Genomic DNA, 17025 nt, shown 5'->3' on the forward strand with positions numbered 1-17025 from the left:
AATGCAATTAATAAAATATATAACTATAATTCTTTTTGCATCATTATTGTTAAGCACAGGTGCAACATGGCTTACTAATAGAGGCCTCAGGCATTCGGGTGTGGATTTTTATGGAAAGATAAATGCAGCAGGAGAGGTGGATAATCCAACAAATGTATTGCTGGTAGGGTCGTCAAGAGTTTTAAAACAGTTAGACCCTAAGATCATAGATTCAGTTACGGGATATAACTCCTTTAATTATGGCCTTAATTCCGGTACCATTAAAACCTGGTATAATATTATTAATTATAGTTTGCATTTTAATAAAAATGTAAAATTGGTAATACTGAATGTAGACTATTACATGTTTGATATCAGCGATGACCCTTATAAAGATGCATATTACTATCCCTTTGAAAAAGAGGCTCCGGGTGTAATTTTAAATGGCACAGGCGCAGTTAATAAAGTACATCAGCTAAAGATATTTGATATAGCGCTTTATGATGATTATGCAAAATACGCTGCAATAGATGGATGGCTAAGGCCTAACAGGATTTCAGGTGGCGTTTATAAAGGTTATTATCCCAATCGGCAATTGAATAATTTTGAGACCATTGCTGATTTCAGGGCCAGCAATAAACAAATTACTGTAACTCCATCCGGTTTAAAATTATTGGATAGTTGTGCTAGTCTGTGTAAAAAAAATAACGTTAAGCTGGTACTGGTAATGGCGCCTTACTTTAAGCAATATTCTCCTGAAAAATACTTTACAAATTTTAATGAAGTAGTCGATTCGGTGAAGGCAGTGGCAAATAAAAACGGCATACCTTTTTTAGATTACACAACAATGAGTATAGCAAATGATCAGCAATATTTTTATAATGTTAATCATTTAAACAGCAAGGGGGCCGCTGTTTATACACAAGCAGTTGCAGATACGGTAAAAAAATATTTTTCAGGATTATAAAAAAAGTTGACCAACAACAAATTTTAAGCATTAATAGTGCTGACGGAAATGAATGTCAATAATACGATACAATCATCTAAACCCAACCTTAATTTAATACAGGTATTAAGAGGTATTGCCAGTTTACTGGTAGTGTTTTTTCATGCTACTGTAAATGAAATGGCTTTACTGGGTAAAGATTTTTGTTTGGGCTTCTTTAGTTTTGGAAAAGCCGGAGTGGATATATTTTTTGTATTAAGCGGTTTTATTATTACTTATACAAGCTTTCAGGCATTAAAAGCTTCGGGCAAACCAATTCCGTTTTTGCGCCGCCGGTTCATAAGGATATTTCCTGCTTACTGGATCGTTATTACCATCTTCCTGGTAATACAATCATTGTTTAGTTCGTTTTATAATTCCGGAACGTATAACTATTCAGTGTCAAATATTGTAGCCACCTACTTTTTGCTGCCGGGCCATTTAATGGTTAATGGTGTAAGCTGGACATTGAGTTACGAACTGTTTTTTTATATACTTTTTTCCGTAGCCTTTATAATACCCTCCAAAAAACTGGTATTTATACTTGGCCTGGTTTATGCCTGTATTATAATTATACTGGCGATAATTAATTATCCTGTAAATGTTCAAAATACCTGGACATTGTTTTTCATTTTTCCAATGAATACCGAGTTTTTAATGGGTGTGATAGCCGCTTTAATAATACCTAAAATACCTTCTGGTATAAGTATGGGACTAATTATCAGCGGCAGCCTGCTTTTTTTAGCTGGCGCTGTATTGTATAACAATCACTATTATGTAGTAGAAAATGAGTTTAACAGGGTAATTACTTTCGGGGTACCTTCTTTTTTAATAATAACAGGAGTGGTAAAGTTTGAATTGGGGTATAAAGTTAAAGTGCATAATTTTCTTTTGGCATTAGGCGAAGCATCATATTCTCTTTACCTGATACATTTGCCACTTGTAGTTGCGGCAATAAAACTGATTGGAAAAATGGGTATTACCAATAATATTATTATACACTGTTTACTTTTACTGGTAATACTCATTATCTGTTGTATCAGTGTATTTTTTTTCAGGCATATTGAAAAGCCCATCATAAATAAGCTGAATGCTTTTGGCAAAACTATTTTCACGCAATAGGAAAAGATCATGAACGGCTATTGCCGGAAGTTATTTTGCAAAGAAGTGAATTATAATTTTTTTTTAAATACATTAATATGAAAGAAGTAAAGTGTGGGTTTTTAAAATTTGATAGCGGAGATCTAGACCTGAACCATGTAATTAGAATTGGCGCAGTAAGAGACGGAGGTTATTTTGTAACCAAACGATTAATTGAAGACGCTGACTTTTTAATTTCAGGCGGTATATCTTACAATGTTGCATTTGAAAAAGATTTCTGGGATATCAACCGCACTGCAAAACTAATAATGATCGACGGGTCGTTTAATTTTTTTACTTATATCGCCAGGCCTTTTTACTGGATGTTGTTTAAAAGATCGTTTACCATGAAAATAGGCGGCCTTATTGATATGTTGTTTCTTAAAAAGAAAGCCACTTTTTTAAAAAAATACCTGGGGCCTGATTTTACTATGCAACAAATTGTGCAAACACATATCAAACAGGAAGGCAAAGGTTATTTAAAACTTGATATTGAAGGAGCAGAATATGCTTTATTAGAAGATATTATTTCATTCAGGCAGCGACTGATAGGATTTGCGATTGAATTTCATGATGTGCCCGATCATATTGCCGAGATCAATAGTTTTTTATTAAGGTTTAAAATGAATGTGATTGGCTTTAATATTAATGAAACAGGAGGATTGAATGAAGCAGGTATTCCCAAAGTAATTGAATTATGTTTTGCAGATGAAGCATATATTAAACCAACGGACACAGATATAAAAGCCGGAAAGAAATTCAGTAACGAGCCGGTGAACGAATTGCTTATTCCAACATTTTAGCAGCTATTAACCTGCTACATCTTGCAGGGACCAGGTTTTGCCGGCAATGTAGTTTTGGAAAGGCCTGTATTTATTTATTATTTTTCAATTTGTGCATTTTATGAAAGCATTACATATACTTTATTCAGGATTAGGAGGGCATGGCAACGTTTTTTCTTCAATGGTGGAAGCAGATACCGAAGGCATATATCAATATGAAGCGCTTTTTTTTGGTATTGAAGATATTCGGCCTGAATATATACAGATGGCTGAAAAGAAAGGCATTGTATGGCATTTTGTGAAAAAGAAACCGGGATTAGATCTGGGCGCATACAGAAAGATTGCTAAAATTATTAAACAGTCGGCGCCAGAGATATTGTTCCTGCATGGAGGATGTTATTTTTTACCGGCATGGTATGCAGCAGTGGTAGCACCCCGTAAAATAAAAATAATTGTAAGAGAAACAGTTCCCAATAATTTAAAAACTATGATTGATTGGGTAGGGCTTGCACTGGCGCTGGTGATAGCAAAAAAAACGGTTTTCTTAAATGTTGAGTACAGGGATATAGTAAAAAAGAACCTGCCTCTTTTATTTTCTGATAAAAGAACAACCGTAATTGGTAACGGTATAGATCTTAATGTATTTAAACCCGATCATAAAACAACACCCGACACTATAAAGTTGGGTATGCAGGGCAGGTTATCAACCACCAAAGATCATGCAACTTTAATAAAGGCTTTTCATGAGATAGTACAGCAGGCACCGGGTAAAAAAATGGAACTCATTATTGCCGGTGATGGTACAGAGCGGGCAGCGTTGGAAAAACTTGCGGATGATCTGTTGATCCGTGATAAAATAAGCTTCCTGGGTATGTTGCCCGAAAAAGAATTGCCTGAATTTATTAATTCGCTCGACATATACATTCATGCTACGCTGGGCGAGATGATGAGTACAGCAATAATGCAGGTGATGGCTTGCAAGATGCCCATCATTGCATCTGATGTATTTGGCGTAAATAACATGATAAAGCATGAAGTAAACGGGCTGCTGGTGCCGCTTGGCGATGTGCAGAAAATGACCGCTGCAGTGCAATATTATTTAGCTCATCCGGAAGTAGCGGATGCTTATGCAACAACTGCTTATAATACTGCCGTAAATAATTACAGTAATAAACTGATGTTTAAAAAATACCAGGCAGTGTTTGAAGAAAAATAATAACTGATTTTGGAACACGGATGATACGGATTGAACGGGTAAGCAGTGGTTCGGAAAGTAAGAATAAATTAATGTATTTTTGATAAAACTCAAGCTAGTCTTATAATCTATGTCTAAAATATTGGTAACAGGTTGTGCAGGTTTTATAGGAAGCCATTTGTGCGAATTATTATTATCGAAAGGTTTTGAAGTAATAGGCGTTGATAATTTTGATCCGTTCTATGATAAAAAAATAAAAGAAAAAAACCTGGGTACTTTTATAGATCATGAAAACTTTAGTTTTTATGATATTGATATTACTAGAGACCTGGCTACTATTCCAACACAACCTATTGATGCCATTGTACATTTAGCGGCAAAGGCAGGGGTAAGGCCATCCATAGAAGACCCGGCAGGCTATATTCATACCAATATTGTGGGCACCGAAAAGATATTGGCCTTTATGAAAGATAATGCTATCACCAAACTGGTGTTTGCATCTTCATCTTCCGTTTATGGCAACAATAAAAAAATTCCTTTTAGCGAAACGGATAATGTAGATAACCCGATATCGCCTTATGCTTTTACAAAAAAAGCGGGCGAGTTGCTTAATTACAATTACCACCATCTTTATAATTTTGACATCATCAACCTACGTTTTTTTACAGTATATGGACCAAGGCAAAGGCCGGACCTGGCCATTCATAAATTCATTAAAAAAATTGCCCGTGATGAGAAGATCATTTTATTCGGTGATGGTAGTACGGCCAGGGACTATACTTATGTAGATGATACCGTGCAGGGCATTATGAAAGCGTTGAATTATTGCATGAATAACAGTAACCTGTTTTTAACCCTTAACCTGGGCAATAATAATCCTGTACAACTTAACGACCTGGTAAACCTGATCTACCAGGAAATGGGGAAAGAAAAAAATATCAGTTACACCGATATGCAGCCCGGTGATGTGGATATTACATTTGCTGATATTGAAAATGCAAAAAAGATATTGGGTTATGCACCTTCAATTGATATCAGCACCGGCATCAGCAAATTTGTGAATTGGATGAAGGCATCAACATAAAAAAAATTATACATGAGGAAGCGCATTTTAATTGATGCAACTACAATTGTTGAAAAGAAAGACGGGTTATCACAATATATCATCAGCTTCCTGGATCATTTACCCGAAGAGTCGTTTGAATTATTTGACTTTTTGGTATTGGTAAATAAAGGAGTGGTACGGCAGGAATTATGGGATGTGATAAAAAAAAGAAATTTTACGGTAATTGAAGCAGCTATTGCACCTATTGGCCCTAAACGGGAATGGGATATGTTCTGGTTCTTTAAACAACATAAAGGTAAGTTTGATCTTTTTCACAGCACTTCTAATCAATATCCTTTATGTTTAAAAAAAGGAATTGCAACCGTACATGATATTACTTTTAAAAAATACCTCGATTCAAAATGGTGGACCTTTAATATTGCCAAACGTTTTCTTAACCTGGTAATAAAAAATGCTTTGTACAGGTCGTCGGCTGTAATTGCAGTTTCTGCATATACCAAACAAGACCTGGTAAATACTTACCGGCTCAATAATAAACTTAGTGATAAGATCAGCGTGATATACGAAGGCTGGGAACACCTGGAAACAAACGCCGGAGAAAAACAGGAAGGAGAAGTGATACCTGATTTTAAAAACTATTTATTTTATGTGGGTACCACCCGCCTGCACAAAAACATGAAAAATCTTTTGCGGGCATTTAACCTGGCCTGTAAAAAATTACCTCCCGAAATTAAGCTGGTGATCAGTGGCAATGAAACTTATCTTGATGAACCCGATAAAGCAGTAATAAACGAAATTAATAAAAACGGGCAACGTATATTTTTTACAGGCTTTGTATCGGGTTATGTATTGGAGCAGTTATTTAAAAACTCCGATGCTTTTATTTTCCCTTCCCTTTCTGAAGGATTTGGCATACCCGTACTGGAAGCGTATTATTTTAATAAACCGTTGCTTTGTTCCAACACTACATCACTACCCGAAATAGCAGGAGATGCTGCATTGTATTTTAACCCTGCCAGCCAGGATGATATTGCAAATGCCATTTTACAATTTTATGATGACCCTTCCATTAAAGAAATATTGGTTGAGAAAGGGCAATCGAGAATTGTATTATTCTCATGGAAAAAAACTGCTGAAGAAATAGTACAACTCTATAAAAAGTTACTGCCCGTATAGTGTCTTCATGCCGGTGCTTTCAACAAATGCAGTTGCATAGTAACTAACAAATATTGTTAACTTACAAAACAGTATCCTGTATAGTTTATTGTTAGCAAGGTTACTTGTATACTCTTTTTAATTAAACGCTAAATCAGAAAAATATGAAAAGGCTGTTTTTATTATTTTTAATTATTTCTTTTTACACGCCAAGCTCATTTTGTCAAATTGGTACGGTAGCTAAAAAAAATACGCCAACAGATTCCGTTTTAACAACAAACGATGTGGGTAAGATGGTACTTACAGATATTTCGCAAGGCAATGTGTTAGTGAATAACAGTTTAAAGGGATTGTATGCATACGGAGGCAACCGGCCTATCATATTTATTACAGATTCGCTGAGAGGCGGGATATTTTACAGGTATACAGGAAGTATGCCGGTTGACAACGGAATGATTTTTAGCGATACCTTAAACAGGAAATGGATGCGGCTTGCGCAAGGCGATAAAATAAATGTGCAATGGTATGGCGCCAGGCCAGAGGGCTATAATAATCAGTCTGATAATAATTATAATGCCATAATGAAGGCCATTCAATTTGTACAAAACAGCGGCGATCAGAAAACGGTACTTATTCCGGCTAATAAAAGCAACTCACAGCAAAGTTTTTATTACATCTCAAAAACAATAAACATTCACGACAATATTAGTATAGAGGGAGAAGGTAATACCGATAATTCCGGGGGAGGTTTATATTCAAAGCTTCTTTTCCCGAAAAACACTTTATGTTTTTTTATTGGAAACAAAACTGGCGGCGGAGCGAATACGGTAGAAATAAAAGGACTGAGTGTTGAACAGGCAACCCCTACCGGTACAGATAAAGCCGCTCATGCATTTGATATCAGGTGTAACGTAAAAATGCAAAATGTTTATGTACGTTACATATCCGGTAATGGAATAAATATAGACGCATGCGCTAACAGTTCAAAAGATCCCAATTTTGGCAATGCAGATAAATCGAGGTTTGATAATGTAAATACTTACGAATGTAATAATGGATTTTACATTAATGGTTGCGATGCCAATGCGATAACATTTAATGACATAAGCGCTGTATATAGCAAAAGATGGGGCATCTGGGATAACAGTTTGTTAGGAAATACCTTTAATAGCCCACATCTGTCTGCTAACGGGGGTAACAATTGTGTTGTAATTAGTGAGGGTAAATATTATGCATGCGTTGCCGATAATGGCAGTAAAGGAGAGCAGCCAGGTAAGGGCCAGAACCAGAGTTGGGTGGAGGTACCGGCTGGAGCAACCAGTGGAGCATGGGACCCAGCCAGGACATACTATAGCGGGGGAGCATATTATGTAAGCGGTGCCAGCGCATTCTCTTCATTCAATTCACCTTACACAGAATCATTCCAGGCACCTGCAAGACTTAATCAGAGGTCGATGACAATAAATGGAGACCAGGGTGTAAATGTATATAATGGCCTTTGGTTACAAGAGCAATCAAGCCAATTCTGGATCAGGAATTCAGATATGATCCTTCCTTCTCCTTCGCAAAAGATTGGCATTGGAACAGGAACACCCCACGCACCATTGCATATTAAATTTGGTAATGGAGAGAGCCAGGCTGCAGCTATATTTGAAACAAGTTTACCTTTTTCGGCATTAAGTTTACAAAACAGCAATGGATCTACTCAGCTTAGAGCTACAGGTGATCAGTTTGTTGTTTACTCCGGCTTTTATCCAATTACCGTTACAAACAAGACCGAATTTTCACCCGCAGTTACAGAAAATTTTGATCTGGGTACATCCTTACTTAAATGGAAAAATGTGTATGCTAAAAACTATATAGGAAACTGGCAGGGAAATGCTATTGCAACAACTTACGGAGGAACGGGATTATCAGATTATGCGCCTTATGCATTATTAGCCGGAGGCATAACAGCAAAAGCAGGTTTGCAGCAAATTTCCGGTGCAGGTACAGCTGGCCAGGTGCTTATGTCAAATGGCCCGGGTGCATTGCCAAGCTGGCAAACTGTTAACCCTGCACAACCGGACGTGAGCAACACTAACAAAGGCTATCTTTCTTCAAGGATGACAACTGCACAAAGAGATGCAATTGCAAAACCTGTGGAAGGGGTAATGATTTATAACACTACGACACATAAGCTGAATTTCTTTAATGGTAGTGCCTGGGAACAAGTAACTTCTAAATAAATATTTTATAGCAATGAGCGACAGGACAAAATAAGATGGAACTATTTTTTTCTGATCAGTTCAAAGGAACCGACCGGCTTGCTTGTCTCTCCATGTGTTTTTTATAAATAGCTATCAGCATAAAGCAATAAAAAGGAAGTATGGGTAAACGGTATCTTACCATGCTGCCAAAATTAAAAGTAGTGAATCCCACTACAGCTGCTAAAAGTGCAGTAAAAACAAATGCAAAAAATATCTCAGGGTGTATAGCGATGTAATAAAAGAAACGTGTTACCCTGCATTTGATTAATACAAATATCGCAGCCAGTAACATTAAGAGAGATTCCAATGCCGAAAACATCATTATGGGTTTACGGGTTTCCCAGAAAAATGGACGATATAATGTTGAAGTGGTTTTTAAGGGAGTTCTGAGTATTATGCTGCCGATAGTAAATTCAAAATCGGCTTCTTTAAATCCAGCCATGCTGTTTTCATCAGCATCACTGCTTGCCTCATAACTATTTTTAAAGTTTTCAATCTGGCTTTTAGATTCTTCAATTACCGATGCGATTGTTGAAGAAATACTGAATGTTAGAAAAAGTCCGCTGATTATTAATACCAGCAATACGAATGAGAGCTTGATTATATTGCCCTTGCTCTTTAAAATAATTCCAATAAGATAAGTAAGCAAGGCGGCAAGTATTAAAGTTGAAGCTATATAGCTTTTAATCAGATAAAGAAAATACAGGCAAAATAACAGTACTAAAAAGTTGCTTATGCGAAATGATTTTTTAACGAAAATACTATACCCTGTACTAAAAATAAATCCAACAAATCCCAGGCAAAGAGAATCTTTCATTAACCCACTACCCCAAAAACAAATGGAGGGTAAAAATACAATGCTGTATACTAAAATTTTTTCACGGTATTTATCCAGGAGTTCATTAAATACGCAAAACATCTTCCATACACCGGCAAAAGAAAATAAGCCAAAAAAAAGTGAGATGATGAGGTAACTGTTAAACGAAATATAGGAGAGCAGGGCTGTTATTTTATATATTATTAACGAAGCATTATTGCTGATTCCTGCTTCCATGTAGATGTCATCATCACCGGTTAATTTGTATATTTTTGATAATTCTTCTCCATTTAAAAAAAAGGTATTAAATGGATTGCCATTACTTGCTAATATTTTTCTGATAGCCTGCCCACCCTGGTAAAAACCAAAAGAATCACCATATCCATAATAATATTGTACCACCAGTGCATACAGAATGCATCCTGCCATATGAGCAAGAAATCCGTAAATAAAATATTTATACAAGGAAGTAGCCTTATACTTTATTGCTTTTAGTTTTATAAAATAAAAAAGAAAAAACAGGTAGAATAATAATAATAAGTAATCTACCAAAGTGATGTAAGTCATTGAAATTTGTTAAATTATTTTAATAGTAGTATTACTTTTATTTTACTTTACCTTTTATATATTGCCATATTGTAGGCTGATAATACATCATTCCTTTTTCAGTATGTTTTTGTACCTGGTATCCGCCACTCATTACCCCTGGCAGTATTTTTTTTAAAGCATCGATACCAGCGGCTACCTGCAGTATGGGATAGGTAGTAAAATTATCACCCTTTCCTGGTTTAATAAACGCCTGTTGTAATACGCCCCCGGTATCAACACCGGTATCTACCAAATGAATAGTGGTACCAAAATTTTCAATATCATTATTATACAAAGCCCAGTAACCGCCATGGCTGCCCCGGTACCAGGGCGTAATGCCCACATGCATATTAATGAAAGTGGCATTAGTACATTGCAATATTTTTTTGCTGATGATACGGGTGCCATTTACTATTACAATATCGGGCTGTAGTTGTTCCATCAACTGTTTACAGGCGTCATCATTAACCGATGATACAAGATGAGTTTTATCATTACTGAAAACGGAATTGTTAAGTTGATATTCCTCTACCAGTGCAGCTTTACGTACCGTTGCTTTTTTTCTTAAATAAGGAACCACCAGCACCGAAAACATTACCTGGCCCAACACTTTAAAAATGCCAATTCTTTTAACCCTGTTTTTAAATAAAAGCTTTTTTGAAACAGGCTGTTCTATGATTGCAGCGTCAAGTAAAAAATCTTTTGCAATGGCATTATACACCCACCTGGAAGATTCGCAATCAGATGCCAGGAAAACTATTTTTTTATTTTGCATCATTACGGGAGGAAAAATTATTGTTCACAAGCGGCAAAGTTACACATTCGTTTTTTATAAGCCTGCAGCTTCTTTCATAGTGCAATTGGCAAAGCCATACTTTTTTTGCAGCGTTTGAAAGTGATCCAGGATAATGGTAAGGTTGGCCATATTTTCAGTGATGTTTACCCCGAAATTATGTGGGTGCCACCATAAATGATAGGCTTCATTTTCTTTGGCTGCCCTTGTCATTTCGTTCATAATTCTGTTCAGCTTCATTTTTTCCAGCCACGCTAAATTTTTATTATAGGGTTTTAAAAAACGGCTGGCGGGTACATTTACCGGCAAACCTTCTTCTTTTTTTATTATATGGGTATTATAACCCGAAATAGGAAAGTAAGTATCCAGTAAACGGCAAAGCCTGATAAAGGGCACTTCTGCAGTAAACTTACGTGGCTTGTATATCCATGAGGTGGGGTTGCCCCTGTACACAGCAATACCGTTATCTTTTAATACAGTCAGATACTCCTCATTTACCTGGTTGCGGGGAAAAACAATGCTATACAATGTAATGCCATTTGCGGTGGCAATATTTTTTGCTGCAATGATATCTGCTTCAAATTCTTCGGCACATTGCCCTTCTTCAAGGCAGTAATAATGCGAAAAAGTATGGGTGCTGATCTCGTGCCCGGTTTGTTGTAATTGCTGAAACAGGCTATATCCAAAATGATAGGGGTCATCCACTTCGTCGTTGCCAACAGCGGGAATTTCCCGGCTGTATACATTGTAATTATCGTTGCTGTAAGCAGGTTTGTTACCGGGTAAAGCTGCCAGCAATTCCTTTTTGTTTTTGGCAAATAAAAAACCAACCGTGGCAAATGTGGCTTTAAAATTATAGAGGTCAAACAAGCTGATCAGCCGGGGGATAACATCTTTTACACCCAGTATATTGTCTCCGTATTTTTCCCTTGTGGTAACATCCCATACACCCCAGAATAATTCGAAATCCAAAGAAATAATAAACAGCCCTTTATCGTTATTGATAGTATCCATTAAAAGTAAAGCAATAAGAAATTGTAGTTTGCGTGAAATTAATTGTTTTATTTTAAATGGATTACAATATCCCGGGCAAAGGTTTGTAAGTATACTACACTTACCTTTGCAACGTTAACCCCCAATCAAATATTCAGTATGTGCGGTATTTCAGGCTTTGCCGATTTTAATAAAAAGACAGACAGGACTATTTTAGAAAAGATGAACCGCATTATGGCGCATCGTGGCCCGGATGGAGAAGGTTACGGCATCTATAATACCGATGCTGCAACCATCGGGTTGGGACACAGGCGTTTAAGCATCATCGATTTAACCGAAGGTGGCAGCCAGCCTCAAACCTATCAAACCTTACATATTACTTTTAATGGCGAAGTATATAATTATGCCGAAATAAAAACGGAGCTGGAAGCTAAAGGCCACCAGTTTCATAGCCATAGTGATACAGAAGTGATACTGCATTCCTATGCAGAATGGGGTAGTGCGGCACTACAAAAATTTATTGGCATGTTTGCCTTTGTTATTTACGATGAGGCCAGGCAAAAAATATTTGCCTGCAGAGACAGGGCGGGGGTAAAGCCATTTTTTTATTACTGGAAAGACGGGCTCTTATTATTTGGTTCCGAATTGAAAGCCCTGTTACAACACCCCGGTTTTGAAAAACAAATTGATATTGATGCCGCAGCTGCTTTTATGCAATATGGTTATGTGCCTACTCCTCATTGCATTTTTACCAATACCCATAAATTAAAGCCCGGCCATTTTTTAGAAATGGATGTGCCGGCAAGAACATTGCACACCGAACAATACTGGAATGTATACGATGCGTACAACAAACCAACTTTAAAAATAAGTTTACCCGACGCTATTACCGAAACAGAAAAATTGCTGACCAATGCTTTTCAATACCGCATGGTGAGTGATGTACCGGTGGGTGTATTTTTAAGTGGCGGTTATGATAGTAGTTGTGTAACTGCATTGCTGCAAAACAATAATACTGAAAAAATAAAAACCTTCACCATTGGCGTACCCGATGCCGGAATGAATGAAGCGCCGTTTGCAAAAGAAATTGCCAATCACTTAGGTACCGATCATACAGAATATTATTGTACCGAAAAAGAAGCGTTGGAAATTGTACCGCAACTGCCATTTTTTTATGATGAACCATTTGCCGACAGCAGCGCTATACCTACTACCCTGGTAAGCAAAATTGCAAGAGAAAAAGTAACCGTGGCTTTATCTGCTGATGCAGGCGATGAAATTTTTGCGGGCTACAATCGCTACGATTATGTGTTGAAGTATGGTAAAAAGATACAGGCCATTCCGGGCTTGTTTCGTAAAACTGTTGCAGGTGTTATGAATATGGTACCTGCCAACTCCATACCGGTGATGAATAAAAAATATTTATTCCACAGCCGTTACGAAAAACTGAAAATGTTGTTGAAAAATCCGTCAGAAAAAAATATACTGATGAGTTTAACACAACAAATGGATGATGCTTCCATAGCAGAATTATTTAAGGGGAATGTTCACCAGCTGGCTACGGCATTTGATAGTACAGAATTAAAAAAAGAGAATTACTCTATATTGCCCTACATGATGGCCATCGATTATCAGACTTATTTGCTGGATGATATTTTGCAGAAAGTTGATCGTGCCGGCATGTGTGTAAGCCTGGAAGGCAGGGAACCTTTTCTTGATCACAGGGTAATTGAATGGGCAGCGCAATTGCCGATGGAGTACAAGTACAATAATGGCAATAAAAAATTCATCATTAAAGAAATTGTACACCAATATATTCCTAAAGAAATGATGGACCGCCCCAAAATGGGTTTTGGTATCCCTATTTCGGCTTGGTTGCAAAATGACCTGAAACCATTTGTAGACAGGTATTTTGATGAAAACTTCATTCAAAAACAGAATATTTTCAATAACGACATAATACAGCGCATTAAAAAGTCGTTTTACCAGGGCAAAATAGAAAGAGCGGAGAAGATATGGTACCTGCTGATGTTTCAGATGTGGTACGATAAGTGGATGAATAATAACTAAAAGCATCGGGCCTTTTCCTAAAACTAACTCATCAAGGTAAATATGTCAATCACCAGCCAGGTAAGAGAGGGATTAAAAAATCCGGCTTTCAAATCAGTGGGTACTTACATATTTACCAATTTTTTTTCGAAGGGGATCTCTTTTTTGCTGATACCGCTGTTTACCAACCCACTTTATTTATCACCCACTGATAATGGTTTACTAAGCCTTTTTTCCAGTAATATGATCTTGCTGGCACCATTTGTTTCTTTGGGTATGATACAATCCTGCACGGCAGATTTTTACAAAAAATCAGAAAGCGATTTTGCTGCTTCTTTTACCAGCAGTTTTATCATTTCATTTTTGATGGCTGCATTGGCAGCAATATTGCTGTTTATTTTCAGGGATATGCTGCAGCAGAAATTCCAGTTTCCTACTTCATTTGTTTTTATTCTTCCCGGCCTGGCATTCCTTATATTTTCAGGCGAGCAATTGTTTGCACTAATAAGAAATCGCAATGAAGTGAAACGTTTTGCTATAATGGGCATTTCCAAATCAATCATTGAGTATGCCGTATCCGTGGTGCTGATCGTTTTTTTTCTTACCGGCTGGATGGGCAGGATATGGGGTATTGCCATTTCGTTGATCGTGGTTAATTTAATTGCAGTGGTTTACTACATAAAAAATAAATACATCAGTTTCCAATTTAAAAAAACACAACTGATAGATGAATTGAAATTTGGCGTGCCCATTTTTGCTTTTCAGCTCTGTGTGTTTATGCTGGGTACTTCCAATAAATTATTCCTGGCTATTTATAATGTAGATAAATACCAGCTGGGTATTTATTCTATTGCCTGCGTATTTGGCACCATGATCGGTGTTGTTTCCCAGAGTATTTTATTGTACGCCCAACCGCAATTGTATAAATCCATTAGCAAAGGGGAAGCTACAATACAAACTGCCAAGAGAGATTTCTTAAGGTACTTTATGATGCTTACAGGTTTATCAGTAGCCTGTATACTGGTAGTTTTATTTGCTTATTATTTTTTAATTGATAAAGTGTATTTATCAGGTATCAAATATTTTTTCCTGGTGGCACTGGCATCATACATCTGGGGATTGAATTATTTTTTATTCCTCTTTTTATTATACCATAAACAAAAAAGAAAAATACTGAAGGTTACATTGATCTCACTGGCCTGTTCTATTACCGTGAATATTATTATGGTGAAAAATTTTCTTATTTTAGGTGATGCGCTGGCAAGCCTTATCAACACGATCATTTTCAGTTTGCTGATTATTATTTTTGCGCAAAAAATAATTAAGGATACACTGACTAAAAAAATAATACCCGCTGTAGCGGAATAACTTACAAGAACAAGAACCTGATCTATCTTATGCGACAACTGGCACCTATTGCATTTTTTGCCTACAACAGGCCCGAACATACCCGGCTTGCACTGGAATCATTAAGCAAGAATGTACTTGCTGATGAATCTGTATTATGGATATTTGTTGATGGCCCTAAAGCCGGTGCCAGCGAAGAAACCAAAGCAGCCATTGCAGCAGTACGTGAAGTGGTGGCCCAAAAAAAATGGTGCAAGGAAGTACATATCATGGCTTCTGAAGTTAATAAGGGTATGTTTAAAGCCAATATAGAAGGCATCACAAAAATTGTAAGTGAATACGGTAAGATCATTGCATTGGAAGATGATGGTATTTTGTCGCCAGGCTTTTTAACCTATATGAATGATGCATTAGATTTTTATGAAAACACACCGCAGGTAATGCATGTGAGTGCCTATACCAGGCCCGATCTGCAACCGGCTGTTGATAAAGTAGAAGCCTCCACTTATTTTTATTATCATACCACCACCTGGGGCTGGGGCACCTGGAAAAGAGCCTGGGATAAATATACCACCGATGCATTGGCCGTAAGAAAAGCCATTACTGCCAAAGGCAATATCAAAAAATTAAACATGGATGGTACTTTTGAATTTTACTGGGGACTGAAAGCTGTTGCCAAAAAACAATTCAGCTGGAATACCATCTGGCACTCCATCGTTTTTTTACACGACGGGCTTTGTTTATACCCTAAAAAATCGTTGGTAGATAATATTGGCCACGATGGCAGCGGCACCAACTGTTTGCCCGATGACAGGTTTACCCAAAAAGAAGCTTTAGCCGATCATATTGCTGTAACTGCCATTCCGCTTACTTTGCATGAAGGAGTAAGACGGTATTATGTGAGTATGCATTCCATTGGCTACCGCCTTAAGTTTGCAGCCAAACATTACCTGAGGTACCTGGTAAAATAATAGTTCGTATTGGTGCATAACAGTACCGGTTTATTTATTGGCCAATACAATTTTTGTATTTTTTATTACGTTTAGCATAACTTTAAATTCTTCTTTTAAACCATTAAAATAGCCCCCATCTGATGAAAGAACTTGTTTACAGGATTATTGACCTATTTACCCTTGGCACAGGACTAAGAAAAAAATTCAACGGCTATTCGGTTAAAATACCCACCCGCTTTATCAATTACTTTCCATCGGATTATGAAAAAGAAAATTTTTCTTTTTTAACCGCCCAGGCAAAACCAGCCAGTACCGTATTGGATATCGGTGCTCATATTGGTTTGTTCTCTGTTATCGCTTCGGAAGTTACAGGCGATAAAGGAAAAATATTTTCATTTGAACCCTCTCCTTCCACTACAGAGTTTCTTAAAAAAACTATCCGTATCAATAGCAAAGAAGCCGTAATTGAACCGGTGCAAAAAGCAATGTCTAACCAGGAAGGTAAGATCACTTTCTTTGTATCAGATGATAAAATTGATAACAGTAACAGCCTTGTTTCTTACAAAGACGACCGGAAACTTACCGGCATTGAAGTGGACATGACCACGATAGATAATTTTGTAGCAGCAAAAAAAATAACCAATGTAAGTTTTATAAAAATTGATGTGGAAGGTGCCGAGTATGATGCTTTACGTGGCGGTACTAATACTTTTACTACTCAAAAACCAGCTTGTATACTGGCTATTCATCCAATACCTATTAAAGCAAAAGGCGATAGGGTAGAAGATATTTATGATTACATACTGAAACTGAATTACAGTATTTCTTATAACAACAAGCCTATTTCGAGAGATGAATTTTGTGCCAATACAGAAATGATTGACCTGCACCTGTTGCCTTTATAAGCGTATACCATTTTCTTTCTTCAAAATCT

At 36.9% G+C, this 17025-nt stretch carries 14 protein-coding genes; 11 read left to right on the top strand and 3 right to left on the bottom strand.

Annotated features, from left to right (window positions below; translation table 11 throughout):
• The first annotated feature begins 1 nt into the window (after position 1).
• From ACQ334_RS00410 to ACQ334_RS00440, 7 genes are all read left to right on the top strand, one after another.
• A complete protein-coding gene (locus ACQ334_RS00410; RefSeq protein WP_430986169.1) occupies positions 2-946 on the top strand; it encodes a hypothetical protein in 945 nt (314 codons plus the stop codon).
• A 48-nt stretch (positions 947-994) separates the two neighbouring features.
• On the top strand, positions 995-2086 hold the full coding sequence (locus tag ACQ334_RS00415) for an acyltransferase family protein (protein ID WP_430986170.1): 1092 nt from the start codon (positions 995-997) through the stop codon (positions 2084-2086).
• A 77-nt stretch (positions 2087-2163) separates the two neighbouring features.
• The gene (locus tag ACQ334_RS00420) at positions 2164-2907 is read left to right on the top strand and encodes an FkbM family methyltransferase (protein ID WP_430986171.1); all 744 of its coding nucleotides are present in this window, start codon (positions 2164-2166) and stop codon (positions 2905-2907) included.
• Between the two features lie 100 nt (positions 2908-3007).
• Entirely contained in the window at positions 3008-4102 is a 1095-nt protein-coding gene (locus ACQ334_RS00425) for a glycosyltransferase family 4 protein (protein WP_430986172.1), read from the top strand.
• A 109-nt stretch (positions 4103-4211) separates the two neighbouring features.
• Positions 4212-5165, top strand: a complete 954-nt coding sequence (locus tag ACQ334_RS00430) for a GDP-mannose 4,6-dehydratase (protein ID WP_430986173.1) — start codon at positions 4212-4214, stop codon at positions 5163-5165.
• Positions 5166-5177: 12 nt separating this feature from the next.
• Positions 5178-6323: a glycosyltransferase family 4 protein gene (locus tag ACQ334_RS00435; RefSeq protein ID WP_430986174.1), complete on the top strand. Its 1146-nt coding sequence runs from the start codon at positions 5178-5180 to the stop codon at positions 6321-6323.
• A gap of 143 nt (positions 6324-6466) precedes the next feature.
• Entirely contained in the window at positions 6467-8530 is a 2064-nt protein-coding gene (locus ACQ334_RS00440; protein ID WP_430986175.1) for a hypothetical protein, read from the top strand.
• Between the two features lie 55 nt (positions 8531-8585).
• Here the strand turns inward: ACQ334_RS00440 and ACQ334_RS00445 are convergent, their stop codons facing one another.
• From ACQ334_RS00445 to ACQ334_RS00455, 3 genes are read right to left on the bottom strand one after another with little or no spacing between them, the layout of a single operon-like run.
• Complete coding sequence (locus tag ACQ334_RS00445; RefSeq protein WP_430986176.1) at positions 8586-9935, bottom strand: hypothetical protein; 1350 nt, start codon at positions 9933-9935, stop codon at positions 8586-8588.
• Between the two features lie 37 nt (positions 9936-9972).
• Positions 9973-10734: a formyl transferase gene (locus ACQ334_RS00450; RefSeq protein ID WP_430986177.1), complete on the bottom strand. Its 762-nt coding sequence runs from the start codon at positions 10732-10734 to the stop codon at positions 9973-9975.
• A gap of 51 nt (positions 10735-10785) precedes the next feature.
• A complete protein-coding gene (locus ACQ334_RS00455) occupies positions 10786-11763 on the bottom strand; it encodes a polysaccharide deacetylase family protein (protein ID WP_430986178.1) in 978 nt (325 codons plus the stop codon).
• Positions 11764-11901: 138 nt separating this feature from the next.
• Between ACQ334_RS00455 and asnB the strand changes: the two genes are divergently transcribed.
• The 4 genes from asnB to ACQ334_RS00475 all read left to right on the top strand — a co-directional run bounded on the left by asnB (position 11902) and on the right by ACQ334_RS00475 (position 16996).
• The gene (asnB, locus tag ACQ334_RS00460; protein WP_430986179.1) at positions 11902-13812 is read left to right on the top strand and encodes an asparagine synthase (glutamine-hydrolyzing); all 1911 of its coding nucleotides are present in this window, start codon (positions 11902-11904) and stop codon (positions 13810-13812) included.
• Between the two features lie 42 nt (positions 13813-13854).
• Positions 13855-15159: a lipopolysaccharide biosynthesis protein gene (locus ACQ334_RS00465; protein WP_430986180.1), complete on the top strand. Its 1305-nt coding sequence runs from the start codon at positions 13855-13857 to the stop codon at positions 15157-15159.
• Positions 15160-15188: 29 nt separating this feature from the next.
• Positions 15189-16109 carry a glycosyltransferase family 2 protein gene (locus tag ACQ334_RS00470; protein ID WP_430986181.1) on the top strand — a complete coding sequence of 307 codons (921 nt, stop codon included), beginning with the start codon at positions 15189-15191 and terminating at the stop codon, positions 16107-16109.
• Between the two features lie 122 nt (positions 16110-16231).
• Positions 16232-16996 carry an FkbM family methyltransferase gene (locus tag ACQ334_RS00475; protein WP_430986182.1) on the top strand — a complete coding sequence of 255 codons (765 nt, stop codon included), beginning with the start codon at positions 16232-16234 and terminating at the stop codon, positions 16994-16996.
• Positions 16997-17025: the final 29 nt, after the last annotated feature.

Origin of the sequence: Ferruginibacter sp. SUN106, assembly GCF_050611765.1 — a bacterium.
In the GTDB taxonomy this organism is placed as follows: domain Bacteria; phylum Bacteroidota; class Bacteroidia; order Chitinophagales; family Chitinophagaceae; genus Ferruginibacter.